Origin of the sequence: Plantactinospora endophytica, from assembly GCF_016862915.1 — a bacterium.
In the GTDB taxonomy this organism is placed as follows: Bacteria; Actinomycetota; Actinomycetes; order Mycobacteriales; family Micromonosporaceae; genus Plantactinospora; species Plantactinospora endophytica.
In genome coordinates, this window is record NZ_BONW01000012.1 from 99,684 (window position 1) to 125,988 (window position 26,305).

18 protein-coding genes and 1 riboswitch are annotated in these 26,305 nt (G+C 73.7%); of the genes, 9 read left to right on the plus strand and 9 right to left on the minus strand.

The window, feature by feature from the left end; genetic code table 11:
* Positions 1–105: 105 nt before the first annotated feature.
* The 4 genes from gnd to Pen02_RS12620 all read right to left on the minus strand — a co-directional run bounded on the left by gnd (position 106) and on the right by Pen02_RS12620 (position 5,751).
* Positions 106–1,572, minus strand: coding sequence for an NADP-dependent phosphogluconate dehydrogenase (gene gnd / locus Pen02_RS12605; protein ID WP_203866165.1), 1,467 nt, complete (start codon positions 1,570–1,572; stop codon positions 106–108).
* A gap of 108 nt (positions 1,573–1,680) precedes the next feature.
* Positions 1,681–2,316 carry a hypothetical protein gene (locus Pen02_RS12610; RefSeq protein ID WP_203866166.1) on the minus strand — a complete coding sequence of 212 codons (636 nt, stop codon included), beginning with the start codon at positions 2,314–2,316 and terminating at the stop codon, positions 1,681–1,683.
* Positions 2,309–4,237, minus strand: a complete 1,929-nt coding sequence (locus tag Pen02_RS12615; protein WP_239140554.1) for a dynamin family protein — start codon at positions 4,235–4,237, stop codon at positions 2,309–2,311. Before Pen02_RS12615 ends, Pen02_RS12610 begins: the two co-directional genes overlap by 8 nt.
* On the minus strand, positions 4,234–5,751 hold the full coding sequence (locus Pen02_RS12620; protein ID WP_203866167.1) for a dynamin family protein: 1,518 nt from the start codon (positions 5,749–5,751) through the stop codon (positions 4,234–4,236). The genes Pen02_RS12615 and Pen02_RS12620 overlap by 4 nt, the downstream gene beginning before the upstream one ends.
* A gap of 211 nt (positions 5,752–5,962) precedes the next feature.
* Here Pen02_RS12620 and Pen02_RS12625 point away from each other — a divergent pair, with 211 nt between their 5' ends.
* The 4 genes from Pen02_RS12625 to Pen02_RS12640 all read left to right on the plus strand — a co-directional run bounded on the left by Pen02_RS12625 (position 5,963) and on the right by Pen02_RS12640 (position 14,440).
* Positions 5,963–8,623 carry a helix-turn-helix transcriptional regulator gene (locus tag Pen02_RS12625; RefSeq protein ID WP_239140555.1) on the plus strand — a complete coding sequence of 887 codons (2,661 nt, stop codon included), beginning with the start codon at positions 5,963–5,965 and terminating at the stop codon, positions 8,621–8,623.
* A 112-nt stretch (positions 8,624–8,735) separates the two neighbouring features.
* Positions 8,736–9,266 carry a LuxR family transcriptional regulator gene (locus Pen02_RS12630; RefSeq protein WP_203866169.1) on the plus strand — a complete coding sequence of 177 codons (531 nt, stop codon included), beginning with the start codon at positions 8,736–8,738 and terminating at the stop codon, positions 9,264–9,266.
* Between the two features lie 207 nt (positions 9,267–9,473).
* Entirely contained in the window at positions 9,474–11,396 is a 1,923-nt protein-coding gene (locus tag Pen02_RS12635; protein ID WP_203866170.1) for an RNA ligase family protein, read from the plus strand.
* Between the two features lie 2 nt (positions 11,397–11,398).
* Positions 11,399–14,440, plus strand: coding sequence for a poly(A) polymerase (locus tag Pen02_RS12640; protein ID WP_203866171.1), 3,042 nt, complete (start codon positions 11,399–11,401; stop codon positions 14,438–14,440).
* Between the two features lie 115 nt (positions 14,441–14,555).
* Here the strand turns inward: Pen02_RS12640 and Pen02_RS12645 are convergent, their stop codons facing one another.
* Positions 14,556–15,338 (minus strand): lysophospholipid acyltransferase family protein, encoded by a 783-nt coding sequence (locus tag Pen02_RS12645; protein WP_203866172.1) that lies wholly within the window; start codon positions 15,336–15,338, stop codon positions 14,556–14,558.
* Between the two features lie 206 nt (positions 15,339–15,544).
* On the opposite strand from Pen02_RS12645, the gene Pen02_RS12650 reads away from it, so the two are divergent.
* From Pen02_RS12650 to Pen02_RS12660, 3 genes are all read left to right on the plus strand, one after another.
* On the plus strand, positions 15,545–17,035 hold the full coding sequence (locus Pen02_RS12650; RefSeq protein ID WP_203866173.1) for a cytochrome ubiquinol oxidase subunit I: 1,491 nt from the start codon (positions 15,545–15,547) through the stop codon (positions 17,033–17,035).
* Positions 17,036–17,097: 62 nt separating this feature from the next.
* Complete coding sequence (gene cydB / locus Pen02_RS12655; RefSeq protein WP_203866174.1) at positions 17,098–18,096, plus strand: cytochrome d ubiquinol oxidase subunit II; 999 nt, start codon at positions 17,098–17,100, stop codon at positions 18,094–18,096.
* A 171-nt stretch (positions 18,097–18,267) separates the two neighbouring features.
* Positions 18,268–19,137 carry a siderophore-interacting protein gene (locus Pen02_RS12660; RefSeq protein WP_203866175.1) on the plus strand — a complete coding sequence of 290 codons (870 nt, stop codon included), beginning with the start codon at positions 18,268–18,270 and terminating at the stop codon, positions 19,135–19,137.
* A 137-nt stretch (positions 19,138–19,274) separates the two neighbouring features.
* Here the strand turns inward: Pen02_RS12660 and Pen02_RS12665 are convergent, their stop codons facing one another.
* The 4 genes from Pen02_RS12665 to Pen02_RS12680 all read right to left on the minus strand — a co-directional run bounded on the left by Pen02_RS12665 (position 19,275) and on the right by Pen02_RS12680 (position 23,700).
* Positions 19,275–20,585, minus strand: coding sequence for a hypothetical protein (locus Pen02_RS12665; RefSeq protein ID WP_203866176.1), 1,311 nt, complete (start codon positions 20,583–20,585; stop codon positions 19,275–19,277).
* Positions 20,582–21,106 (minus strand): SigE family RNA polymerase sigma factor, encoded by a 525-nt coding sequence (locus tag Pen02_RS12670; protein ID WP_203866177.1) that lies wholly within the window; start codon positions 21,104–21,106, stop codon positions 20,582–20,584. Before Pen02_RS12670 ends, Pen02_RS12665 begins: the two co-directional genes overlap by 4 nt.
* A gap of 232 nt (positions 21,107–21,338) precedes the next feature.
* Positions 21,339–22,793: a glycine hydroxymethyltransferase gene (locus Pen02_RS12675; protein ID WP_203866178.1), complete on the minus strand. Its 1,455-nt coding sequence runs from the start codon at positions 22,791–22,793 to the stop codon at positions 21,339–21,341.
* Positions 22,794–22,812: 19 nt separating this feature from the next.
* Positions 22,813–22,903, minus strand: a riboswitch (ZMP/ZTP riboswitch).
* A gap of 77 nt (positions 22,904–22,980) precedes the next feature.
* Positions 22,981–23,700: a hypothetical protein gene (locus tag Pen02_RS12680; protein WP_203866179.1), complete on the minus strand. Its 720-nt coding sequence runs from the start codon at positions 23,698–23,700 to the stop codon at positions 22,981–22,983.
* 213 nt (positions 23,701–23,913) lie between these two features.
* Here Pen02_RS12680 and Pen02_RS12685 point away from each other — a divergent pair, with 213 nt between their 5' ends.
* Together Pen02_RS12685 and Pen02_RS12690 are read left to right on the plus strand one after the other, a co-directional pair.
* Complete coding sequence (locus tag Pen02_RS12685; RefSeq protein WP_203866180.1) at positions 23,914–24,642, plus strand: SDR family NAD(P)-dependent oxidoreductase; 729 nt, start codon at positions 23,914–23,916, stop codon at positions 24,640–24,642.
* 529 nt (positions 24,643–25,171) lie between these two features.
* Complete coding sequence (locus tag Pen02_RS12690; protein WP_203866181.1) at positions 25,172–26,188, plus strand: tyrosine-type recombinase/integrase; 1,017 nt, start codon at positions 25,172–25,174, stop codon at positions 26,186–26,188.
* Positions 26,189–26,305 lie beyond the last annotated feature (117 nt).

Here is a 26,305-nt window from a genome sequence, read left to right on the forward strand (position 1 = left end):
GAAGCTTGCGGCACGGCACGGACGTCGCACCGTGGCGGCGCTGCGGGCCTGCGCCGCCGAAGCCCGACCGCCGGCACTGGAGTCCGGCGGTCGGGTCGCAGCGGATCAGGCCGGGGACTCGGCGCGGTCGCCCGCCCACCGGGTGTGGAAGCTGCCCTCGGTGTCCACCCGCTGGTAGGTGTGCGCGCCGAAGTTGTCCCGCAGCCCCTGGATCAGCGCGGCCGGCAGCCGGTCCCGCCGCAGGCCGTCGTAGTAGGCCAGCGAGGAGGCGAAGGCGGGGGCCGGTACCCCGGCCTGCGCGGCGTAGCTGACCACCCGCCGCCAACTGGCGACACTGTCCGCGACACCCTGCACGAAGTACGGCGCCACCAGCAGCGTCGGCAGCTCCGGGTCCGAGTCGTACGCCTCGCGGATGCGGTTCAGGAAGCGGGCCCGGATGATGCAGCCGCCCCGCCAGATGGTGGCCAGCGCGGCCGGGTCGATGTCCCAGCCGTACTCCTGGCTGCCGGCCCGGATCTGGTCGAAGCCCTGCGCGTAGGCGACGATCTTCGACGCGTACAGCGCCTTGCGGACGTCCTCCACGAAGGCGTCCCGGTCGACCTCACCGGTCGGCGCCTCGCCACCCGCGTCGGCGTACGCCCGGGCCGCCGCGGCCCGCTGGTCGGCGTGCCCGGACAGCGAGCGGGCGAACGTCGCCTCGGCGATCCCGGTGATCGGCACCCCCAGGTCGAGCGCGCTCTGCACCGTCCACCGGCCGGTGCCCTTCTGCTCGGCCTGGTCGAGGACGATGTCGACGAACGCCTTGCCGGTACCGGCGTCGACGTGCCCGAGCACGTCGGCGGTGATCTCGATCAGGAAGGACTCCAGGTCGCCCTCGTTCCAGCCGGCGAAGATCTTCCCGATCTCGGCCGGCGTGGCACCCAGCCGCCCCCGCAGCAGGTCGTACGCCTCGGCGATGAGCTGCATGTCGGCGTACTCGATGCCGTTGTGCACCATCTTGACGAAGTGCCCGGCGCCGTCCGGCCCGATGTGCGCGCAGCACGGCTGCCCGTCGACGACTGCGGCGATCGACTCGAAGATCGGCCCGAGCTTCCGGTACGCCTCGACGGAGCCACCCGGCATGATGCTCGGGCCGAGCAGCGCACCCTCCTCGCCGCCGGAGACACCGGTGCCGACGAAGTGCAGCCCGTGCTCCCGCAGCGCCTCCTCCCGACGCCGGGTGTCGGCGAAGTGCGCGTTGCCGCAGTCGATGACGATGTCGTCCGGCTCCAGCAGCGGGATCAGCTCGTCGATCACGTCGTCGGTCGGCCGACCGGCCTTGACCATCACGATCACGGCACGGGGCCGCTCCAGCGAGGCGACGAAGTCGGCCAGCGACTCGCTCGGCACGAACGTGCCCTCGTCCCCGTGCTCGGCGACCAGGCTCCGGGTCCGCTCCGGCGACCGGTTGTGCACCGCCACCCGATGCCCGTGCCGGGCCAGGTTCCGGGCCAGGTTGCGCCCCATCACCGCGAGCCCGGTAACACCGATCTGCGCCGTGGCGCCGGTGCTGCCACTCGTCTGCTCCGCCATCTGCCGCTCACTTCCGTCTTAGGCCACGGTTCGGCCGGTTGCCAGTACCCGTGCCGGCGTCGGAGGAGCGCTCGCAAACCCGCAGCAGGGCGGAAGGCCCGGTTTCCGTCAGCGCTCGTCCGGCGACCAGAACCGGGCAAGCGTACTCGTCGCCGGGTCGTCGGACGCGGCCAGCGCCGCCCACGGGTCACCGTCGGCCGGCGGTTCCGTGCCGGCGTACCCGGCCAACTCGTCCGGGTCGACCGGGGCCTCGTCCGCCCCGTACAGCGGTGCCGGGATGCCGTCGACCGGCTGGCCGAGCAGGGCGGGATCGGTCCACGGGAAGCCGTCGACCGGCTCCGGCGGCGCGCCGAGGTCCGGTACGGCGGACGGGTCGTACCAGTCCGGTCCGGTGTCGACGTACGGGTCGAGGTCCGGGTCGGCGCCGACCGGCGGGTCAGCCGCACCGAAGCCGACCTCGGCGGGTACCTCCGGATGGTCGTCCGCGCCGTGCCCGGGCTCGTCCGACGGGTACGGGTCCGCCTCCGCGTACGGGTCGGTCGGCAGGTCGTCGTACCCGATCGGCATCGGCGGGTCGGCAGGCGCCCCGGGCACGTCGCCCGGGTCCGGGTCGGCGGCGCCGAAGCCCTCGACCGGATAGCCGCCGTCGTCGGGCTGGTCCGGGCTCAGGTCGCCGAAGTCCTCGCCCTCCGGGCCGCCGAAGTCCGGCTGGTCGGCGGACCAGCCGCCCCAGTAGTCAGTCATGTTCCCGCCCTCGTGCGTCGGTGGCCGGCGGCGGGGCGAGCACCCGGGCCCGGACCAGCACCTCGTCGACCTGCTTGACCCGGGCCCGGGCCGTCTCCCGCTCCGCCTTCGTCGCGGCGCGCCGCCGGGTCCGGATGGCGGTGTCCTCGGCCGCCGCCGCGTCGATCTCCGCGATCCGTTCGTCGAGCTGCCGCAGCCGACGCTCGATCGCGTCGTCCAGGGCGAGCGTCAGCGCGTACTGGAGATCCGTGAACCGGTTGGTGATCTCGTCCGACAGCGCCGCCCGGGCGTCGGCGACCACCTCCCGCAGCCAGAGCCGGGCCTGCTGGCGGTCGGTGTGCACGCGGCGCCGGTACAGGATGAAGCCGCCGGCGGCCAACCCCAGGCCGAGCCCGGCGAACGGGATCAGCAGGCCGCCGCCGACCAGCGCGCCCGCGCCGAGTGCCGAGGCGCCGGCCATCGCGCCCCGGCCGGCCATGAACGCCATCGACCCGGCCGACATCGCGATCATCATGTTGTCCGGCCCGCCGCCCTCCCGGCGCGGCTTGCTGGCCAGCGCGTGCCGCAGCGTCGCGTTCAGCCGGCCGAGCACGAACCGCAGCTCCTCCGGCTGGAACACCTCGGCCAGCACCCGCTCGCCGACCTGCCGGAACCGCACCTCCAGATCCTCCGACAGCCGCACCGAGAGCGCGTGCAGCGCCTCGTCGACCTGCTGCGGCAGCCCCTTCAGCTCCTCGCCCCGGGCCTTGTCGATCCGGTTCAGGAACTCCTCCTGGAGACTGCCGACGTACCCCCGGAGCAGCCCGGTCGCCTCCACCCGGGCCCGCTGCGTCTCGGTGCTCAACGCCAGCGACCACTGCCGCGACTCGGTACGCTTCCGCGCCGCCAACGCCGCCCGGTCCTGCTTGATCCGGGCCAGGTCCGCCGGATCGGGGTCGATGGCCCGCAGCCGGTCACCGAGTTCCAGGTCGTACCGGACGAGTTCGCTGCGTACCGTGCGCAGCAGGTTGGCCTGCCGGAGCAGGTGCCCCCGGCCGGCGACGCCGATCAGGGCGTGCTGCAACTCGGCGATCCGGGACTCCCGGATCAGTTCACCGGCCGCCTCGGCCGGCATCGTCCGGGCCAGTTCCGCCAGCCGGGCCGAGACCGGAAACCACGACGCACCGCCGAACCGGGGAGCGTGGGCCTGCAACTGGGCCCGGTTGTCGGCCAGGATCGTCCGCCAACCCGGATAGGCGTCGGTCTTGGTCAGCGCGAAGACCACCAGGTTGACCCGCTTGCTCGCCTCGATCAGGAAGTCCAGCTCCGGCTGGGCGAACGGGGCGGCGGCGTCGACCACGAAGAGCAGCGCGGTGGCCCGGGCCGCCGCGTCCAGGGCGATCTCGGCGTGCGCCGGGTCGAGCCCTCCGGTGCCCGGGGTGTCGACCAGGCTCAGGTATTGCAGCAGCGGCGCCGGATGGGTCACCTCGATGTGCCGGGGCGGACGCTGGTCGTCCGGCAACCGGCCCAGCGGAGTGGCCCAGTCCCGCAGGTCGGACAGGCGCAGCGGTAGCGGCTCGGCCCGGCCCGGCAGCCAGGCCCGAGCGCCGGCCTCCGGCCCCGGCACCAGTTCCAGATAGCAGGCGGTGGCGACCGCGACGTCGACCGGCGACAGGCCGGGCACCCCGACCAGCGCGTTGACCAGGGAACTCTTTCCGCGTTTGGTCTCGCCGACCACCACCACCGACGGGCGGGTGACCACCTGGCGGCGCAGCGTGTCGACCTCGGCGGCGGCGTCCGGGGCGACCTTGCGCAGGAACGCCAAACCGCCGTCGACGGCCCCGGTCAGTGCGGCCCCGAGCGCCGCCTCCGGACTGGCACCGCCACTGCGCGCGGCCGGCGCGGCGCCACCGGCACCGGTGGCCGTACGGCCGGCGGTCACCGCAGGCTCCCCTCGGCACGTACCCGCTGGGAGAGCAGGAAGAAGCCACGGTGCGCCACCTGCGCCACCCGGGACTGGGCCGGGCTCGCCCCGGCGACCGCGTACACCCGCCAGCGGGTGGCCGCCTCCAAAGCGGCCCGGGACAACTGCTCCGGTGCGGCGGCCGGCAGGCTCAGGATCCATCTCGGGTCGGTGGAGAGCGCCAACCGGGTCAACTCCTGCTCCATCGGCTCCGGCAGCTCCACCGACCCGGAGCTGACCAACTGGGCCACCTCCAACAGCCGCAGGCGGTGGTATTCCGGCTGTTGCAGCACCTGCTCGATGGCGTCCCGGAGCAGTTCCCGCTCCTCGGGCCGGGGCGCGTGGCTGGCCAGCTTCTCCAGGGTGGACAGTCCCCAGCCGGCCTTGATCGCGTCGGTACGCCACCGGAACGCCTGGTCGAGCGTGTTGCGCAGCCGGGGGAACCCGGACGCCTGGAACAGCAGCCGGACCAGGTCACCACTTGCCAACTGCGGCTGGGCGACGAACTGGGCGATGGCGAAGCCGATGCCGTACAGGTCGAGCAGCCGCAGCAGCCGTTCCCGCTGCTCCCGGGGTACCGGACAGTCGCGGGAGGTGAACAGGTCGACCGAGGCGAGCAGCACCAGCCGCTCGGCGTGCGGCAACCGGGCAATCGCCCGCAGTGCCTCGCAGTCGGCGGCGGTCAGCCGGCCGGCCTCGGTCGTCTCGGCCAGCAACCCGACGATCGGCACCACCTCGGAGACCACCCGGCGCAGCACACCGGTCTGGTCGGCGGCCAGCGGACCGGCCACCGGCCACGGGTCGGCCGCGCCGCCGACCAGCTTGTCGACCTTGTTGAACAGGCCCAGCGAGTTGATCGGGTTGCTGGCCAGCCGCGCCGAGACCGACCGGAACGCCTCCAGCGCCGCCACGTCGTCGTCCCGGACCGACTGGGTGAAGACGTAGACGATCGCCTCCGCACCGGCGATCGCGCCGGCCGAGTCGTCGTCGATGTTGTCGTCGAACGGCGCCGCGGCGGCCTCGAACAGGAACCGGCGGGCGCCCGCGCTGACCGAGCTGTTCGTCGACGCCAGACCGGGAGTGTCCAGCACGGTCAGGTCCCGCAGATGGTCACTGGTCAACGTGACGTCGACGTAGGAGATCTCGGCCCGGGGCACGCCGAGCCGCTGCGGGATCATGCCGGCGTCGTCCAGCGGCAGGCTGAGCCGGCTGCCGTCCCGGCGTACCACGTCGACCCGGTCGGCGGTGCCGTAGCGGAACTGGGTGACGATCCGGGTGCACTCGCCGACCTCGGTCGGCGCCACCCGCCGACCGATCAGCGCGTTGACCAGCGTCGACTTACCGGCCTTGAGCCGGCCGGCGATCGCCACCCGCAGCGGCTCGTCGAGCCGGCGGCGTACCCCCGACACCTGGGTTCCGGTAGCGGCACCGAGTCGCGGACCGACCTCGTCACAGAGGCCGGCGACCCGGGCGCTGAGCGGACCTGCTCCCATCGCTCGTCAGCCGGCGGTGCGGTCGGCGACAATGGCAGGAACCCGGTGGTGGAGCACGCTCATCTCGTCTGCTGTCCTTCCGACACGACGGCGGGGGCGGGCTGCCCCTGCCGGACATCACACTACGAATATCCTGCCGGCGCAGGATCCCATGTTCGTGCCACCGTCTTCCACGGTGGTGAGGCGTCGACGGGGGCGGGGGAGGAGCACAGTGCGGCACGCGTCGCTCGGCGATCTGTCCGACCAGTTCCGCGCCGCCGACCCGCCGGCCGGCGATCCGGTACCGGACGTCGTCGCGGTCGGCTCCAGCCTGCTCGCCACACCCGGCCTGGTGGTACTGCACAGTGGACCCGGCGGCGGGCGCAGCACCGCACTGTCCCGGCTCGGCGCCGCCTTCCGGGGACCGGTATTCGCCGGAGGCGGCCTGGCCAGCCTGCCCACCGAACCGGCGTTCGCGCTGGCCCGCGCGGTCCGGGTACGACTGCCCGGGCACGATCCCGCGCTGCTCGCCGAGGCGGTCCGATCCCGGGTACGCACCGGCCTGCTGCTCCTCGACGACTTGCAGTGGGTCGATCCGGCCACTCTCGCCGCCCTGGTGCCGCTGGCCACACACTGCCGGGTCGCGGTCGCGCTGCGTACCCCGCACCGGCTGCCGCCCGGGGCGGTGGCGGCACTGCGCTCCGTCGCGGCCGGCTGGCTCGCCGTACCGCCGCTGACCGACGCCGAGTCGACGGACCTGGCCGGGCGGATCGCCCCCGGGCTCGGTCCGTCGACCGTAACCGACCTGGTCCGCCGCTCCGGTGGGGTACCGCTGGCAGTGGTGACCCTGGCCCGCCAGGCCGCCACACGCGGGCCGGCCATACCTCGACCCGCCGGCCCGACGGTCGGCTCGCCCGTGTCGGGGCAGGCACATCCCTCCGGCGCGACTGCCGGTCCCCGTCCCGCCGGACACCCTGCGGAGCCGGTGCCGGCGGACCGCGACGCCGCACAGGTCGGCTACGCGGTGGCGGCGGCGCTGGCCGACCTGACCCGGCCGGCCCGGACCACGATGGCCGCGCTCGGCCTGCTCGGCCGGCCGGCACCGGCCAGCCTGCTCGGTGCCGGTGTCGACGAACTCGCCACCGCCGGCCTGGTCACCGCCGGCCCGGGCGTCGACCCGCTGGTCGCCCCGGTGTCGCCGTACGTCGCCGAGGTTGCCGCCGGGCTGCTCGACGAGGCCGGCCGGCAGGGCCTGCACCGGCGGCTGGCCGACCTGGTACCCGCCGACGAGGCGGTCCGGCACCTGGCGGCGGCCGGTGACGGCGCGGCGGCGTACCGGCGGGCACTGGCCGTGGCGGCCACCGCCGCGACCGCCGGCACCCGGGCCGAGGTGCTGCTGCTCGCCTGCGCGCTGCCCGGCGTCGAGCCGGAACCGGCCGTCCGGGTCGACGCCGCCCGCGCCGCGCTGGCCTGCGGCCGACCCCGGGCCGCCGTCCGGGTGCTGAACACCGCCGTTCCGCTCGGCGTCGCCCCCGACCTGCTGCGGGCGGAGGCGCTGGTCCAGCTCGGCGACCTGGCCGGCGCCCGGTCGGCGGTGGCCCGGGTACCCGACTCGGCCACCCCGGACCAGCTCGCCGCCCGGGACCGGATCGTGCTGCTCGCCCAGCTCGGCCCCGATCCGGCGGAGGCGACCCGGACCGCCGACCGGATCACCGCCCGACACGGCCCGGAACCCGCACACCCGGGGCTGCGGACCGCGCTGGCGGCGGTACGCGCCGCGAACCGTGCCCCGGGCTGGGAGCCGGCGCTCGTTTCGGCCGCCGCGTCGGCGGGTGCCGCCGGCGACCCGCTCTCCGCCCGGTGGGCCGCCTGGCTGCTGGTCGAGACGCTGCTCGCCGACGGCCGGCTGGTCGAGGCCGGGCAGGCCGCCGAGGCGGCCGAGCGGGCCTGCGCCGCCGACCTCGCCTACAGCTGGCAGACCCGGTTCCTGGCCGCCCGGTTGTGGTGCGCGGCGCTGCGCGGCGGCCTGCCCGCACTCGGCGCCGACGAGGCGCTGCCGCCCGACACCGCGCTGCGCCGGGCCAACGACCTGACCGACCGGACCCTGCCCGGCCTGGCCCGGGGCTATGCGGTGGCCGCCGCCAGCCTGGTCGAGGCCGACGGCGGCCTGCTCGGCCCGGCCCGGTCCCGACTGGCCGCCACCGCAGGAGGTTCCGTCGGCGCCGACGCGCTGCTCGACTGGGTCAGCCGGGAGGCGGCCTGGCTCGACGGCCAGCCGGAGCGGGCCGGCGGGTCACCGTCCGGCGGCCCGCCACTGATCGACGGGCTGCGCCAGATCACCGGCCGGTGGGCGGTCTACGACGGCGCGGACGGCGGCGGTCCGAAACTGGTTGACGGGGCCGTCACCACGGTGCCGACCGAACCGGCGCCGGTGTGGCTGACGCTGGCCGCCTGGGACAGTCCGGGCGGCGACCCGGCCGGCTTCACCCGGGCCGCCGCCGGCTGGCGGGAGCTGGCGGTCCGCGAGGAGGTGCGCTGCCTGCTCGCGGCCGGCCTGCACGAGCCGGACCCGGCCCGGAGCGTCCCGGCGCTGCTGGCCGCCGAGGAACGCGCCGAGCGGGCCGGTCTGGTGGTAGTGCTCGGCCGGATCCGCCGGGCGCTGCGCCGGCACGCCGTACGCCGCGACGTCCGGGGCGCCCGCGCGGACGGCGACCTCACCGACCGGGAACGTGAGGTACTCCGACTGGTGGCGGCCGGCGAACCGACCCGACGCATCGCCGGACAACTGGGTATCTCCACCGAGACGGTGGAAACCCACGTCCGGTCCGGGATGCGCAAGCTCGGCGCCCGCACCCGTACCGAGGCCGCGGCCCTCGCGCTGGAGGTGCTGTGAGCGAACCTCTCTCCACCTCGCCTGGCGGTCGACGGACGGCACGCTCGGACGCGTCGCGTGGGCGCCGCGCGGTTCGGGTCGAAGAAGGTTCACTGGTGCTGGAGGTGTCGCGATGAACGATGCACCGCGCTACGTCGTACCGTCGGCGACCGACGCGACCACGGTGCTGCGCCGACTGGCCCGGGACGGCTGGTCGACCCGGGAGGGGTTCGCGGTCGCCGAGCCCGCCTGGGATCTCGCCTCGGCCCGGCTGGTGCTGTTCGGCCGGGTACCCGACGCCGACACGGTCCGGTTGGCGGTGCTCGCCGCCGCCCGGGGCGCCGGCGTGGTGGCCATCGTGGACCCGGCCACCGAACTGGGCCGGGCACTCGTCGACGACCTCGGCCGACTCGGGCCGGTCTACCGGGATCCGGACGACGTGCCGGAGTCCGACGCCGAGTCGGTGGTGAGCCGACTGATCCCGGAACAGCGGGCTCTGCTGGAGCGGCTCGCCGACGGCGAGACCATCGCCGCCGCGGCGGCGGCCGAGTTCCTGTCGCTGCGTACCGCGAACCGGCGGATCGCCCAGGCCCGCGAGGCACTCGGGGTGCGGACCACCCGGGAGGCCGTCCTCGCCTACCTGCGGCAACGCCGCTCCGGCTGACCGCGCCGACCCTGGTGCACGGAAGGTCCTTCGGCACGACGGTGCTCCTGGCGGTGCGCGCTACGGTGATCCTGGCGGTGGGACGGTCGGCCTGCTGGGCTGGCGTCCAAATTGGCTGGCCCGGCCCGCCCGGTGCTGCGTACCGTTTCTGATCACCGGGCCGGTCGTCGGGGGCGGCTCCGGGCCGGTCGTCGTCGGGAGCGGATCATGCGGGTGTCGTACCCTCGTACCCCGCACCTGCCGTGGTCACCGGGGATCGCCGGGGACGACCTGCGGGCCGGTGACCTGTCCGGCCTGCGGGGCCGGGAGGTGGTGGTCACCGAGAAACTCGACGGCGAGAACACCACCCTCTACCGGGACGGCCTGCACGCCCGCTCGCTGGACTCGGCGCACCACCCGTCCCGCGCCCCGCTGAAGGCGTTGCACGGCAGGATCGCCGCCGGGCTGCCGGACGGCTGGCGGATCTGCGGGGAGAACGTCTACGCCCGGCACTCGATCGGCTACCAGGAGCTGGCAGGCTGGTTCTACGCCTTCTCCGTCTGGGCCGGCGACCGGTGTCTGGACTGGGACCGCACGGTCCGGTTCACCCGGCGGCTGGGCGTACCGGTGCCGCCGGTGCTGTGGCGGGGCACCTTCGACGAGCGGGCCCTGCGTACGCTGCGGCTGGACCCGACCCGGCAGGAGGGCTACGTCGTCCGGACCGTCGACGGCTTCACCCACGCCGAGTTCGGCGCCCGGGTCGTGAAGTGGGTACGCCGCGACCACGTACGCACCGACGCGCACTGGATGCTGGCCCCGGTGGTGCGCAACGGACTCGGCCGGCACGCCGCGCTCTGGGAGGTGCGCTCCGGCGGCGCGGTCGACGTACCGGCACTGCTGGCGGCCACCGTCGGCGACACCGGAAGGGGCGACACCGGCGACGACCCGAGCCGATCCGGCGCACCCGACGACGACGCCCGGACGGTCGACCACGCGGAAGAGGTCGACGGGTGGACTGGGAGTAGTTCTCGCGTACCCATGGTGCGTTGGACGGTCGAGCAGGACGAGGCGGCAGTCGCCGACGTTCGGGCCCGACTCGACCTGCTGGGCCGGTCCGGCGATCCGCGCCTGGCCGGGGTGCTGGCCGTCCTCCTCGCCCGGTCCCGCCGGTCGGGGCTGGCACCCCGGCTGGTGGCACCGCTCGGCGTGCCGCTGGCCCGCCGGGTCGCCGAACTGGTGGAACTGCACACCGGTCTGCACCGCCGGTTTCCCGACGAGGGACGTCGGGCCGGCCTGATCCGGCTCGCCGACGCGACCGACGTCGGTGTGCTGCACGCCGTCGCCGCCTCGGTGCTGACCGGTCGGGACGACGCCGCCAGCATCGAGGCACGGGAACAGGTCGCCTGGTCGGAGCTGTACGCCGACGAGGCCGCCCTGCTCGGCGAGGCGCCGCTGCGCCCGTTGCGGGCCGGCCTGCGTACCGCGCTGGACGGGCACGACCCCGAGGTGGCGGACCGGTGCTGGGCCGAGGCGCGCCAGGCGTACGCGGCGGGCCGGATCAGCACCCCCGAGGAGGCGTCGGCGGCGACCTGGCGGTGGCGGTCCGGCCGGTTCCCCCGACTCGTGGTCACGGTCGGGCCGGCCGGCAGCGGCAAGAGCACCTTCGCGCAGCGCCTGCCGGGCGTCGACGCCGTCGTCTCCCTCGACGAGCTGCGTCAGGCCCGGGGCTCCCGCGCCGATCAGCGGGCGAACGCGGCGGTCCTGCGCGCCGGCCTGCACCGGCTCGACACCCTGCTGGCGGATGGCGCGACGGTGGTCTGGGACGCGACCGCACTGAACCGGCAGCAGCGTGCCCTGGTGCACGCGGTCGCCGGTCGCCGCGACGCGCTGACCACGCACGCGGTACTGCTGGTTCCGGCCGACGTGCTGACCCGGCGCAACGGCGGGCGGGCCCATCCGGTGCCGCCGGAGGTACTCGCCGGACAGCTCCGCCGGTTCCGCCCGCCGCTGCCCGGCGAGGCGCACCGTACCTGGTACGTCGGTCCGGACGGCACGGTCGGCGACGTCGCCGGCAGCCTCGCCGACGAGGAACCGGAGATCCCGGCCGCCGGGGAGCCGGCACTGCCCGGCCACGCCGCAGGGTGGTGGTGACCGTGCGGACCAGTGAAGAGATCTACCACCGGATCCGCTGGGATCCACGCTTCGACCCGGCCCGGTTCGTGCTCGGGGTGAACGTCCGGGGCACCGCCCCGAAACGGGTGCCGCTGCCCGCGTTCACGCCCGGCGGCGACATCCCGTGGCACCGGGTGCTGTTCATCGAGGCGGACGGCGAGGTGGTCTGGGACCGGGTCGCCGGCCTGGACCGGATCGACTCGGCCCGGGCCGGCCGCAGCCGGGTCGCGCGGCTGCTCCGGGCACCGATCTTCACCGCCGGTACGCCGGTGCGCTGGTCGGCCGCCCCGACCGAGGGTTGGCACCCCGCACCCGCGCGGTCCGGCATCCCGGCCCACCCCGGCGGCCCGGCCCGGCTGCGGGTACTCACCTGGAACACCCTCTGGGACCGCTACGACAGCGACCGGATCGACACCGTCCGACGCCGGCCACTGCTGCTGGCCGCGCTCGACCGCGCCGACGTGGACGTGATCGCCCTCCAGGAGGTCGAGGCCGACCTGCTGCACCTGCTGCTGGGCACCCCGTGGGTCCGCGCCGGCTACACGGTGGACACCGACCCGACCGGCCGGGACGTCGACGACACCGGACTGCTGCTGCTCAGCCGTCTGCCGGTCCGGGAGGCCGGCCGGCACCCGCTCGGCCCGCACAAGGGGGTCGCGGCGATCACCGTGGAGACCGCCGCCGGCCCGGTGGTGGTGGTCGCCACCCACCTGACCAGCGACCACACCGAGGGCGGGGCGGCCCGGCGCCAGGTCGAACTGGCCCGGCTCGCCGAGGCGCTGGCCGGGATCGACGGTCCGGTGGTCCTGCTCGGCGACTTCAACGACGGCGGGACCGGTCCCGGCGTCCTGCCGGAGGTACGGGACGCCTGGGCGGACGTACACGGGGCCGGTGACCGTACCCCGACCTTCGATCCACTGGTCAACCCGTTGGCGGCGGTCTCCTCCCTGTCCGGGCGGCCGGCCCGGCTCGACCGGGTACTGCTGCGCGGCACCGGGCTGCGGGCCGACGCGGCCGTCCTGCTCGGCGACGCCCCGGCGACCCCGGACGGCCTCTTCGTCTCCGACCACTACGGCGTCGCCGTGGACGTTGTACTCGCCGACCCGTCCGGCCAGCACGAGCCGCCCGGCGCCGACGGTCAGCCGCACGCGGGAACGGGACGGCCCGGCGTCGACGCCCTGCCGACCGCCCGTACGGCGGTCGCGTGGCTTCCACCGGCCGCCTGCCGGCCCGCGATCGAGGAGATCCGCCGCCGGTACGACCCGCAGGTCGACCGCTGGCCGCCGCACGTCAACCTGCTCTACGGCTTCGTTCCGGAGTCCGCCTTCGCGCAGGCCGCGGCACTGCTGGCCGAGGTCGCCGCCGCCACCGCGCCGTTTCCGGTCCGGCTGGCCGGAGTACGCGACTTCGCCCACCGCGACCACCACACCGTCTGGCTCGACCCGGCGGCGGCCGGCCCGCAGCCGTGGACCGGACTGTGGTCGGCTCTGGTGCGGGCGTTCCCGCAGTGCCGAGGGCATCTCGACGGTTACGTCCCGCACCTGACCCTGGGCCGGGTGCCGGATCCGGGCCCGCTCGTCGCCGACCTCGTCGCCCGGCTCGGCGACACGTCGACGCAGGTCGGTGACCTGGTTCTGCTGTCCCGCCGGGGCACCGAACCGATGCGGCCCCGGGCGGCGATCACCCTCGGCACCGGCGAGCTGCGCTGGCTCGACGCCGAACCGGCCGGCTCGCTCGACGCCGAACCGGCCGACCCGGACCCGACCGGCTGGCCGGCGACCGGCCCGGGCCCGAGCCGGTCCGGATCAGGCGCGGACGATCCCGGCGTACCCGGGGAAGAGCGGCCCGATCCGCTGACCTCGCAGGTGCTGTCGCGGCTGCGGGACGGCCTGCCGGAGGCGGTGGTGCACGTCGTCGGCTCGCGGCGACTCGGCTGCGCCCTGCCCGGCGCCGACCTGGACCTGGTGCTGGCGCTGCCCGGCGAGCTGGACCTGTCGGCGGTGCAGGCCCGGGTGCGGGCCGGACTGCCCGCCGCGACCGGGCTGCGGCAGGTGGTCGGCGCCCGGGTGCCGGGACTGCGGATGCGGGTCGGTGACCGGGACGTCGACCTGGTGGTGGCCGCTTCCGGGAACGTCCCGGTGGCGGCGGCGGTGGCCCGCCGAGCCGAGCTGGGGACGGCGTCGGCAGTCGCGCTGAGCGCGGTCGGCGACGCGGAGGCGCTGCTCGCGGCGGTCCACCCGCACCGGTCCGCGTTCGTCGGGCTGGCCCGGCAGGTGAAGGCCTGGGCGCGGGTACGCGGCCTCGACTCGGCGCCGTTCGGCGGGCTGCCCGGACTGGCCTGGACCGTACTGGCCGCCCGCACCGTACGCCAGGCCGGCGACCTGCCACCGGCCGAGCTGCTCCGGCAGTTCTTCGCCGACTGGGCCGCCTGGGACTGGCGGACGCCGATCGCCCTGCACCCGACCGACGGCCCCGCTGACGGCCACGCCGACGGTCCGGCCGGTGTGGACGGCTTGTCGACCGGGCCCGACACGGATTCGCCGGTGCGGATCCTGACCCCGAGCGCGCCGGTCCGGTTCTGCTCCGGGCAGGTCTCCGTGGCCGGCCGGGACCTGCTGACCCGAGAGCTCTACGCCGCATGGGAACTGCTCGACGCGACGCCTGCCGCACCGGATCCGGCCGCCGCGCTGTTGACCCCGCCGCCGCTGCACCGCCGGCACGCGTCCTGGGCGGTGGTCACGGTACGGGCGGTCCGGGGCGAGGCGTTCACCGCGACGCTCGGCCGGGTCCGGGGCCGGATCGTCGCCCTGCTCGCCGCTCTTGAGCGGGCCGGGACGGCGGAGCCGCACGCCTGGCCGCGCCCGTTCGAGACCGCCCCGGACCTGACCCGGTACGCCATCGGCCTCGGTCCGGCGGCACCGGATCCGATCCGGTTCGCCGAGGCCGTCGCGGGCTGGACGGCCGGCCTGCCCGGCGCAGGCGTCGACCGGCTGGCCGGTGGTGAGGTGCCGACCCTGCGTTGAGCGCGGGTCGCCGGCCTCGGTGAAGACCCTGTCCAGCCGCCTTCCTGGTGGGAATGTCGCAGGCGGCGATCGCATCCGGACGGCGCCCGCCAGGGCGATCCGGGAAAGACAGCCGCTAGCTCTGGTCGGGGCGGCGTCGGTGCTGGCGGCGGGTCTCGGTCGGCCGGGTCGGGTCGACGTAGCGGGGCCGTTCGGGTTCGTCGGTGCGCAGCGGCACCAGGTTGACGGTGAGCGCCTCGATGATCGCGTCGGTGGCCCGGGCGGCGGCGCCGGGGCTGGCCGGGTCGATTCCGGACAGGTCGACAGGCGGCCCGAAGTGCACCCGGATCACCGGCCGGCGCACGATCGCCCGGCCGACCGCCCGGAGCATCCCGCGCGGTGCGGCGTACGGCAGCACCTCGTGGGCGCCCCACTGGGCGACGGGTACCACGGTGGCGCCGCTGGCGAAGGCGAGCCGGGCGGTGCCGGTCTTGCCCCGCTCGGGCCACATGCCGGGGTCGAGCCCCATCCGCCCCTCCGGGTAGACCAGCACCACCGAGCCGTGCGTGACGGCCGCCGCCGCGTGCTCCAGGGCGAGCCCGGCGTGCGGGGTACGCCGGTCGACCCGGATGTGTCCGCTGGCCCGCATCGCGGAGCCGACGATCGGGGCCCGGAACACCCCGCCGGTGGCCATGATCCGGGGCGCGATCCGGCGTACCCGGCAGGCGGCGGTCAGCACGACCGGGTCGAACGGGTTGACGTGGTTGGCGGCCAGGATCAGCGGGCCGCGTCGCAGCTCGTCCGGCACGTCGCCGGTGACCCGCAGTCGGGCGAGCAGCCCGACCACGCCCCGGGCGAGCACCTGGAGGAACAGCCAGAAGCGGGGGGCGCGCCAGGGTGCGGCGGTGGTGGTCTCCATCAGCGGTCGATCGTCGCACGGACCGGCCGGCCGCGAGGCCCGGGGCGGGAATGTCGCACCTGCCGGTCGGGGGACCGTCGGGTGGGGCCGGCTGTCCGGCGTGCGGGCGGTACGCGCCCGGCGGACGTGATCGACCTCCCAGTGGCACCGTCTACGACGACAGGTAGTATTTACTACGTCCGGTAGTAAATACCTGGGGGTCAACCGTGGACGCGCTCGACGTCGCCCGGTGGCAGTTCGGTGTCACCACCGTCTACCACTTCCTCTTCGTACCGCTGACCATCGGCCTGTCGGTGCTCGTCGCGATCCTGCAGACCCGCTGGCACCGGACGGGGGAGTTGCGCTATCTGCGGCTGACCAAGTTCTACGGCAAGCTCTTCCTGATCAACTTCGCGATGGGTGTGGTCACCGGCATCGTGCAGGAGTTCCAGTTCGGCATGAACTGGAGCGACTACTCGCGCTTCGTCGGCGACGTCTTCGGCGCCCCGCTGGCGATCGAGGCCCTGCTCGCGTTCTTCCTCGAATCCACCTTCCTCGGCCTGTGGATCTTCGGCTGGGACCGGCTGCCCCGCCGGATCCACCTGGCCACCATCTGGGCCGCCGCGATCGGCTCCACGCTCAGCGCGTACTTCATCCTGGCCGCGAACTCCTGGATGCAGAATCCGGTCGGCTACCGGATCAACCCCGACACCGGCCGGGCGGAACTCACCGACATCGTCGCCGTACTCACCAACAAGGTCACCCTGGTCACCTTCCCGCACACCCTCGCCGGCTGCTTCCTGGTCGCCGGGGCGCTGATGGTCTCGATCGCCCTCTGGCACCTGCGCCGCCCGAGCGGACGCAAGGCCGACGAGGCCGGCAGCGACGCCGGCGCCCGGCAGGACCCGGCGACGGACGGGAACACCACGGCGGGGGAGGACCGGGCCGCGTTCCGGTTCGCCGCCCGGTTCGGTGCCTGGGTCACCCTCGCCGCCGCCGTCGCCGTCGTGATCACCGGCGACCTGCAAGGCAAAATCATGACGCAGGTACAGCCGATGAAGATGGCCGCCGCCGAGGCGCTCTACACCACCGAGGCGCCCGCCTCGTTCTCCGTACTCACCGTCGGCAGCCTGGACGGCGACCGCGAACTCTTCGCCATCAAGATCCCGTACCTGCTCTCGTTCCTCGGCACCGGTGACCCGAACGGCCAGGTCCAGGGCATCAACGACCTCCAGGCCCAGTACGTCGCCCAGTACGGCCCCGGCAGCTACACCCCGGTCATCCCGGTCACCTACTGGAGCTTCCGATTCATGATCGGCTTCGGGCTGGCCGCCGCCGCCATCGCCGCATGGGTGCTCTGGGCACAGCGCCGTGGCCGTACCCCGAACTCCCGCTGGCTGGTCCGGGCCGGCCTGGTCATGCCGGTCCTACCACTCGCCGCGAACTGCTTCGGCTGGATCTTCACCGAGATGGGCCGCCAACCGTGGGTCGTCTTCGGCGAGATGCTCACCCGCGACGGCGTCTCCCGCAGCGTCTCGCTGGCCGAGGTACTCACCTCGTTCACCGCCTTCACGCTCGTCTACGCCACCCTCGCCGTCGTCGAGGTCCGGCTGCTGCTCCGGTACGCCCGCGCCGGCCTGCCGGACACCACCCCGCCACCCGAACCCGCACCCGGTGCCGACGACGACGAGAACCGGCCACTCGCCTTCGCCTACTGAAACCGGCCCCGCCACCCCACGCCACGCCCATCCGACCACGACCGACCCGACCGGAGTCCACCATGGACCTGCCCACCGTCTGGTTCCTGCTCATCGCCGTCCTCTTCACCGGCTACTTCATCCTGGAGGGCTTCGACTTCGGCGTCGGCATGCTGCTACCCGTCCTCGGCCGCGACGACCGGGAACGCCGGGTACTCATCAACACCATCGGCCCGGTCTGGGACGGCAACGAGGTCTGGCTGATCACCGCCGCCGGTGGCCTCTTCGCCGCCTTCCCCGGCTGGTACGCCAGCCTCTTCTCCGGCTTCTACCTGCCGTTCCTGCTCGTCCTGCTCGCACTCATCTTCCGTGGCGTCGCCTTCGAATACCGGCACAAGCGCCCCGACGCCCGTTGGAAGGCCCGCTGGGACGCCGCCATCTTCCTCGGCTCCCTGATCCCCGCCGCGATCTGGGGAATCGTCCTCGGCAACCTGCTACGCGGCGTACCACTCGACGCGCACCACGATTACACCGGCGGACTCCTCGACCTGCTCAACCCGTACGCCCTGCTCGGCGGGGCGACCACCACCGCGCTGTTCGTCACGCACGGCGCCGTCTTCCTCGCCCTCAAGACCACCGGCGACATCCGGGCCCGGGCCGGCCGGCTCGCCGCCCGAAGCGCCCTGGCCACCACCCTCGCCACCGGCGCCTTCCTGGCCGTCGGCCTGACCATCCGGAACACCCCGGCCGCCGTCGCACTCGCGGTCGCCGCCGCCGTCGCCCTGGCCGGCATGCTGGCCGCCACCCGGGTACGCCGGGAGGGCTGGGCCTTCGTCGGCACCGCCGCCGCGATCGGACTGACCGTCGCCACCCTCTTCGCCGCGCTGTTCCCGACCGTGCTGCCCTCCACCACCGACCCGGCCGGCACCCTCACCGTCGCCAACGCCGCCTCCAGCCCCTACACCCTCAAGGTGATGACCTGGGTGGCCGCCTTCTTCACCCCCGTCGTCCTCGCCTACCAGGGCTGGACCTACTGGGTCTTCCGCAAGCGGATCGGAGTCGCCAACATCCCGCACCCGTGACCACCCCGCCCGGCCACCGGCAGGTTACTCCGGCGATTTGAGACTTTCCCCGCCATCGCAGGCTGCCCACCACGCCAACGTCCGAGCCAAGTCTCACCAAGGACTTCAATGAAACAATTGAAGCGAAAGGCTCGCACAGGGCACCGACTTCCGTAACCTCCGGAGGCCCCGATGGCACAGATCCCGATCCGGTACATCCGAGTCGCCGACGTCGCCCGGGTCACCCCACAGATGGCCCGGATCACCTTCACCGGCGACGACCTCGCCGACCTCCACCTCGACGGCCCCGACCAGCAGGTGAAGCTCTACTTCCCGAGGCCGGACCAGCACCGCCCCCGGCTACCGGACCCCGACCCCGACCTCTGGCGCTGGTACGCCGGCTTCGCCGACATCCCCGAACCCGAACGCCCCTGGACCCGCAGCTACACCATCCGCGCCCACCACCCGCACGGCAACCTCGTCGACATCGACTTCACCCTGCACGAACACGCCGGCCCCGCCACCCGGTGGGCCCAGTCCGCCCGCCCCGGCGACACCATCGGCATGTTCGGCCCGTCGGCGGTCTTCGCCCGCCCCGTCCCGCTCGGCAGCACCGACTGGATGCTGCTGGCCGGCGACGAATCCGCCCTCCCGGCCATCGGCACCATCGTCGAGGCGCTGCCCGCCGGCAGCCGCGCCCACGCCTACGTCGAGATCCGCGATCCCGCCGAGGAACAGCGGTTCGACACCGACGCCGACCTCACCCTGCACTGGCTGCACCGAGGCGACCCGCCCGCCACCCACGGCAGCCTGCTGCTCGACGCCGTACGCGCCGCGACCTTCCCGGCCGGCACGGTCTTCGCCTGGCTGGCCGGCGAAGCCGGCACCGTACGCGCCCTGCGACGGCACCTCGTCGACGACCGTGGACTGCCGAAACAGTCGATCGACTTCACCGGCTACTGGCGACGCAACCTGACCCAGGACGACGACCCGACCGCCGAAGACCTCGCCGACGCACACGAACGCCTCGCCGACACCACCGCCACCGCGCACGCCGGATGAACCCCGCCGCGCCAGGAGCCGGAGGTGTCGGCTCCCGGCGCGGCGCAAGTCCGTCCGCCGACCGTCACCGCCGCCGACACACCCGTCGCCACCATCTCCGACCGCCGCCCACTCCTGGCAGGTGCTCGCGCGCACCGTCACCGCAGCGGAAACGTCCGAGCCGGCCCGGTCGACGGCGTCACCCGCACCTCCACCGCAGCCGCCGGCAACAGAGCCGCATCCCGGCCCGCGTCCCGCCACCCGCCACCGCCGACGACCCGATACCCGAACGCTGCCCCCTCGGCAGCCACCACCGTGCCCTGCCCGTCCGGCAGCCGCAGCCGCACCGGCAACACCGCCGACCAGTCGACCACCACGCCCGCCACCGGCCGCAACGGCTCACCCGCCGGCCCCAACAACGCAATCACCCGGGACGGATGGTCGTCGTACTGCACCGTCGTCACCAACAGCAGCCGGCCGTCCGGCGAAACCCCGTACACGGTCAACAGCGGAGAACCGTCGTTCGTGTGCGTACCCCACCGGTCGTAGAAGTCGGCAAGCGAATCCGGCTCGTCAACGTACCGCTGCACCACCTCCGACGGCTCGCCGCCCCACACCGCCTCCGCACCCGGCAACACGTGCTCGTGCAGCGGGGGAGAGGGCCGGTGCCGCCTCGGTACGAACAGGATCTCCCAGGCGTTGCTGAGATGCACCAGGTCCCGCCGACCACCGGGCCGGCGGAACAACGCGACAGTGATCTTCTCCCGCTGCGGCGGCACCGCCAACACCGCCGCCCCGTCCCGGAACCGCACCGGCACGAACGTCCGCACCACCCGCCCGTCGGCGGCGAACCGCAAATCCCCGGAGAACTCCACCGACCGCCCCACGTCCAGCACCAGCAGCACGTCCCGGTTCTCGCCCAGCAGCGCCGCCTGCGAGTTGCCGTCCAACCCGTCCTCGCCGACCTGCTCCACCGTCATCACCCGCAACCCGTTCCCGACCGACTCCACGAACGCGGCCACCGCCGCCAGCCGCGCCCCACCCGGAGACGCCACCACCGGATGCTCCGCCGTCCGCTGCATCACGAACGCCGCCGGCCCCGCCGGGGTACCACCCGCCCACACCACGTGCGGCGCCCCCCGTACCCCGGAATCGGTGTCCGCCATCGCCTGCCGCCACACCTCCAGCAACCGCCGCACGAACACCTCGTTACCGGCCAGATCGCCCCGGGACGGCTGGTCGAACAGCGGCGCCGCGACCTCGACCCGGCCACCACCGCCCGCCCACCGGAACACCCCACCCGTCGACGCCGCCCCGACCACCAGCAGACCGGCCGCCAACACACCCCGCCGCCGCACCACCCGCCGCCGCCCACCCCGACGTACGTCGTCGAGCAGACCCGGCGGCTCACCCAGGTGCGCCGTCGCCCGGCGCAGGGCACCCCGCACATCCACGTCGTCGATCGTCATCGCGCACCCCCGGCACCGTTGGAAACAGACGAGACGAGACCGGTACCGGCCAACACCGCCCGCAGCCGCGCCAACCCCCGCGCCGTGTGGCTCTTCACCGCACCCTCGGAACAGTCCAGCGCGGCGGCGACATCCGCCACCGACAGATCCTCCAGAAACCGGAGCACCACCGCCGCCCGCTGCCGGTGCGGCAACAACCGCAACGCCGCCACCACCGACTCCCGGACCAGCACGTCCTCGGTACGGTCCGGCGTCGACGGATCGACATCACCCAACGCCCGCTCCGGCCGCCTGGCCCGCCGCCGCCACCGACTCGCCGCCCGGTTCACCAACGCCCGCCGCGCGTACGCCTCCGGCACCGTCCGCACCCGACGCCAGCGCAGATAGACCTGCTCCAGCACCTCCTGAAGCAGGTCCTCCGCCTCGTGCCGATCACCCGTCAGCAGATAGGCGACCCGTAACAGGGTCACCGACCGCGTCCGGACGAAGTCGTCGAAGTCCGCGCCACGCGACTCTCGCATCCACCCTCCCGGTCCCGTCGCCAGCAAAGACGCCACGGACCGCCGTGAGGGTTACCGCCACCACCACCGATCTCGACCCGGCCCCGGCCCCGGCCGGCGGATGCGGGTCACTCCGCCGAGCACCGCGACGAGCCAACAGGCGTGACGTGCGGGCACACCCGGGCCACCGGCCGGACCCGGCGCCGCTGTCAGCTCAGCCAGGCCGCCCGCCGTCGCCCGTGGTCGACCACGGTCACCCCAGGTCGACCACCGGATACAGCGGATAGTTCGACAGCAGGTCGGCGGCCTGCCCCGCCACCCGCTCGGCAACCGCCCGCTCCAACACGTACCGGGCCTTCGACCCGGCACCGTCCGGCCCGACCCCCGGGCGGGTCTCCGACAACACCGTGTGCAGCAACCCGGCCACCTCGTCCATCTCGGCCACCCCCAGCCCCCGAGACGTCAACGCCGGCGTACCGAGCCGAATCCCCGACGTGTACCAGGCACCGTTCGGATCCCGAGGCACCGAATTCCGGTTCGTCACGATCCCGGCGTCCAACAACGCCGCCTCCGCCTGCCGCCCCGTCAACCCGTACCCCGACACGTCCACCAGCAGCAGATGGTTGTCCGTACCACCCGTCACCAGCCGGGCACCACGGCGCAACAGCCCCTCCGCCAACGCCACCGCGTTCTCCACCACCCGACCCGCGTACGTCCCGAACTCCGGCCGGCGGGCCTCCGCCAACGCCACCGCCTTACCCGCCATCACGTGCGGCAACGGCCCACCCAGCACCATCGGACAACCCCGATCCACCTGGTCGGCCAACTCCGGCCCACACAACACCATCCCGCCCCGCGGACCCCGCAACGACTTGTGCGTCGTCGTCGTCACCAGATGCGCGAACGGCACCGGATCGAAGTCACCCGTCAACACCTTCCCGGCCACCAACCCGGCGAAGTGCGCCATGTCCACCAGCAACGTCGCCCCGACCTCGTCCGCGATCTCCCGCATCAGCCGGAAGTTCACCCGCCTCGGGTACGCCGAATAACCGGCCATCAGGATCAGCGGCCGGAACTCCCGGGCGATCCGGCGCACCTCGTCGTAGTCGAGCAACCCGGTCTCCGGATCCGTCCCGTAACTACGCTGGTCGAACATCTTCCCCGAGATGTTCGGCCGGAACCCGTGCGTCAGATGCCCGCCCGCGTCCAACGACATGCCCAGCATCCGCTGGTCACCCAACTCCCGCCGGAGCACCGCCCAGTCCCCGTCGGTCAACTCGTTCACGTGCCGCACCCCGGCCCGGCGCAACGCCGGCGACTCCACCCGATCCGCCAACACCGCCCAGAACGCCACCAGGTTCGCGTCGATCCCCGAATGCGGCTGCACGTACGCGTGCGCCGCCCCGAACAACTCCCGGGCATGCTCCGCCGCGACCGACTCCACCGTGTCGACATTGCGGCAACCGGCATAGAACCGCCGGCCGACCGTACCCTCCGCGTACTTGTCGCTGAACCAGTTACCCATCGCCAACAACACCGCAGGCGACGCGTAGTTCTCCGAAGCGATCAACTTCAACGACTCGCGCTGGTCGGCCAACTCCGCACCGATCGCGTCCGCGATCCGGGGCTCGACCGCACGCACCACGTCCAACGCCGCCCGGAACGCGACGGACTCGGTGCCGAGCTGTGACAACTGCTGACTGGCCACAAAAGCCTCCTGGGCAGAAGAAAACGGCCCAGGCGCACGGCACACGTCACTCGACGGGACCGCTTCCCGATGGTTGACCCCATCCCAGCACGCCAGTCACGGTCCGGACCGAGCGTACCAACCCGCCCGGCCCGGAGCGACCAACCCGCCGACCGGCCCGAGATGTCGAACCGGACGGCAGCGGCACTCAGCCCGCGTCGCGTAACTCCGCCAGCCGCGCCTCGATCTCCGCCAACTCGGCCCGAAGCTTCTCCGCCTGCTGCTCGGCCTCCCGCCGCTCCACCGCCATGATCTGCTCCACCGCCTCGTGCACCCCCGGCACGTCGATCAGCGCCACCATCTTCAACGCCTCGGCCGGCTTGATCACGTACGGCTTCGCCAGCGACTTCGCCCCCTGCGTCGCCGCCAGCGTCCACTCACCGTCCGCATACGTCAACGTGACCGTCAGCCCCGCCGGACCCTTCGGCTTGGCCGCCTTCACCGGCCGCCGGGCCGCCGGCCTCGCCTCACCCTCACCATCCGCCGGTGCGGCCGGGGGACTGTCCACTGCGGTCACTTTTGCCTCCTCGCGGGGCGCCGGAACCGGCTCCCTGACAATCTTGAACTCTGGTTCGACGACCGGCTCGGGCTCCGGCTTCGCCGCCGGGCGCCGCGCCGTCGCACCCTTCGGCGCCACCGCCAGATCCGTGGGGGAGAAGGGCAACTCGTCCCGGCCGAACCGGACCACCACCCACTCCTCGGACACCTCCGGATCGGTCAACTCCACCACCTGACCGAGCTGGCCGGCAATCTGCCCCGCCGACTCGGTGAACACCACCTTCGGCTTACGGCCACCCGCCAACGCGTCCCTGATCTGCTGCAACTCCTCGGTGGACAACCCCTGGTCGGCGGTACGCGCGGCAGCCATCAGATCCCTCTTCCGTACACCTGTTTGATTCATGACTTACTACCAGGCCGGCCCGACAACGTCGAGACAAACACACCATCCGAGATCAACAAACCGCAGGAGCGGACCGGCCCGACCACCTCCGGCCCATCCGCACCTGGCACGATCGCCATCTGTCGGACCTGCGGAGAATAGACACCCGGGACCGCGAACGACTTCGAGGGGGAGAGGCCCATGACTCCGGTGACGGTGGTGACCGGCGGCGGCCGGGGAATCGGCGCCGCGACCGTACGACGACTCGCCGCCGCCGGACACGACGTCGTGTTCTGCTACCGCCGCGACAGCGACGCCGCCGACGCCGTACTCCGCGACATCGCCGCCGCCGGCCGGCAGGGCCACGCCGTCCGGGCCGACACCACCGACCCCGACCAGGTGGTACGACTCTTCGACACCGCCGAGAAGCTCGGCGAACTGACCGGCCTGGTCAACAATGCCGGGGTCACCAGCCCGATCGGTCCGTTCGTCGACCTGACCGTTACCGACCTGCGCCGGGTCGTCGACGTCAACCTCATCGGGTATGTCCTCTGCGCCCAGCAGGCCGCCCGCCGACTCCGGCCCGGCGGGGCGATCGTCAACGTCTCCTCGGCCGCCGCCACCCTCGGCAGCCCCGGCGAGTACGTGCACTACGCCGCCGTCAAGGCCGCCACCGACACCCTCACCGTCGGCCTGGCCAAGGAACTCGCACCCCGGGGCATCCGGGTCAACTGTGTCGCGCCCGGCGTCGTCGACACCGAGATCCACACCATCTCCGGGGTACCCGACCGGGCGCAGCGGGCCGCCGGCCGGATCCCGCTCGGTCGCGCCGGTCGGGCCGACGAGATCGCCGCCGCGATCGTCTGGCTGCTCGGCGAGGACGCCTCCTACACGACCGGAACCGTGCTGCGGGTGGCCGGCGGCATGTGACCGCGTCCGAGGCCGGGTTGCGCAGGGTGCCGTTGCCCTGCATCCGGCCGTCCGAACGGACCGACAACCGGGCCAGGTTGCCAGGTCGATAATCTACATTATGTCAACTAGTCGAGATCGGGTCCGCTCCGGTGGCTGTTTCGGGGTGAAGAACTACATCCCGGAGATTCGGCCACTTCCGTCAGACGTTCTCCCCGCCGCGCGGCACCTCAAGAGCGCCGAACCCGACCTGACGGCGAGGCTGGCTGGGTTGGCGCCCCGAGCACGATGACCCCGCATCGTCCTCGTGCTCAGGTCGGTGTCGGAGACCTGGAACGTCGTGGCCGACCGGAACGCCGGAGCGACCGTCGTCGGTCGCCGTTCACCTGCGAGCAGTTCGCCACCGGTTTCGGTGTGACGGAAGCCGTCCCGAGCACCGGCCGGTCGGCCGCTCTCCCGGTCTGGCCCCGACCGGTGTCGGGCCGGCCACGAGAGAGTTTCAAGATCGCCTGACTCGCCGAACTGTCCTGAATCATGCATAATATTCGTTATGCAGGACAAAGAGGACTTTCTGCTACTCCCCCTCGTCGAGCAGTTCCTGACCTCCCGGGCCACCCGCAAGCCCTCCCCGCACTCGCTGGCGGCGTACCGGCGGGACCTGCTGGGGGTCGCTCAGTTGGTCGCCGACGACCCCGCCACTCCCCTCCCCCTGGCGGAGCTGCCGATCCGCGCCCTGACCTCCCGGTCGCTGCGGGCGGCCTTCGCCCGGTTCGCCGCTCCCCGGGCCGCCGCCTCCATCCACCGGGCCTGGTCCACCTGGAACGGTTTCTTCGACTTCCTCGTCGCCGAGGCGGTCGTGGGCGGAAATCCGATGCCGGCGGTGGCCAAGCCCCGGGTGCCGCCCGCGCCGCCGAAGCCGCTGCGCGGCGAGCGTACGCCGGAGCAGTTGCTGGCCGGGGTCGCCCGGCCGGACCAGCGGCAGCGCCATCCGTGGCCGGAGCGGGACCTCGCGGTGCTGGCCCTGGCGCTCTGTGCCGGGCTGCGCCTGTCCGAGCTGTTGGCGCTGCGGACGGGGTCGCTGGTCGGTCGGGAGGGTGAGCGTCGGGTCGAGGTGACCGGCAAGGGCAGCCGGTCCCGGATGATTCCGGTGGAGCCGGAACTCGACCAGGTGATCGTGGACTATCTGGAGAGCCGGCGTCACCGCTTCGGGTCGCGTACGGTCGGGCCGGACTCGGCGCTGCTGGTCGACCGGCACGGTGTGCCGCTGCGCCGGGGCGGCCTGCAATATCTGGTGGAGTCCTGCTATCGGCGGGCCGGGATCACCGACCGGGTGCCGCCGGGGGCGCGACTGCACGCGCTGCGGCACACCTTCGCGACCCGGCTGGCCGAGGACGGGGCGAGCGCGCCGGAGATCATGCGGTTGCTGGGGCACGCGAGTCTGGCGACGAGTCAGAACTACATCGAGGTGACCGCCGAGCAGGAGCGGGCGGCGGTACGGGCGAACCGCACCAACCGGTCGCTGGGCCGGCTGCTGTCGGGGCAGCTGGCCACGGGCGGGTCCGATTAGCGGCTGCCTCGCGGCTCGGGTTCCGGTGGACCGGCCGGGTCTGGGTGGACCGGGGCGGAGCCCGGACGGCGCCCGCCGGAGGATCCCCGTCGACTCCGTGGGGGCGGTCCAGGAGGC

Coding starts and splice junctions, on each gene's coding strand:
- Pen02_RS12670 (WP_203866177.1), bottom strand. CDS start 21,106: ATGCGAGAGTCGCGTGGCGCGGACTTCGACGACTTCGTCCGGACGCGG.
- Pen02_RS12630 (WP_203866169.1), top strand. CDS start 8,736: ATGAACGATGCACCGCGCTACGTCGTACCGTCGGCGACCGACGCGACC.
- cydB (WP_203866174.1), top strand. CDS start 17,098: ATGGACCTGCCCACCGTCTGGTTCCTGCTCATCGCCGTCCTCTTCACC.
- Pen02_RS12690 (WP_203866181.1), top strand. CDS start 25,172: ATGCAGGACAAAGAGGACTTTCTGCTACTCCCCCTCGTCGAGCAGTTC.
- Pen02_RS12635 (WP_203866170.1), top strand. CDS start 9,474: ATGCGGGTGTCGTACCCTCGTACCCCGCACCTGCCGTGGTCACCGGGG.
- Pen02_RS12680 (WP_203866179.1), bottom strand. CDS start 23,700: ATGGCTGCCGCGCGTACCGCCGACCAGGGGTTGTCCACCGAGGAGTTG.
- Pen02_RS12645 (WP_203866172.1), bottom strand. CDS start 15,338: ATGGAGACCACCACCGCCGCACCCTGGCGCGCCCCCCGCTTCTGGCTG.
- Pen02_RS12610 (WP_203866166.1), bottom strand. CDS start 2,316: ATGACTGACTACTGGGGCGGCTGGTCCGCCGACCAGCCGGACTTCGGC.
- Pen02_RS12665 (WP_203866176.1), bottom strand. CDS start 20,585: ATGACGATCGACGACGTGGATGTGCGGGGTGCCCTGCGCCGGGCGACG.
- Pen02_RS12620 (WP_203866167.1), bottom strand. CDS start 5,751: ATGGGAGCAGGTCCGCTCAGCGCCCGGGTCGCCGGCCTCTGTGACGAG.
- gnd (WP_203866165.1), bottom strand. CDS start 1,572: ATGGCGGAGCAGACGAGTGGCAGCACCGGCGCCACGGCGCAGATCGGT.
- Pen02_RS12660 (WP_203866175.1), top strand. CDS start 18,268: ATGGCACAGATCCCGATCCGGTACATCCGAGTCGCCGACGTCGCCCGG.
- Pen02_RS12685 (WP_203866180.1), top strand. CDS start 23,914: ATGACTCCGGTGACGGTGGTGACCGGCGGCGGCCGGGGAATCGGCGCC.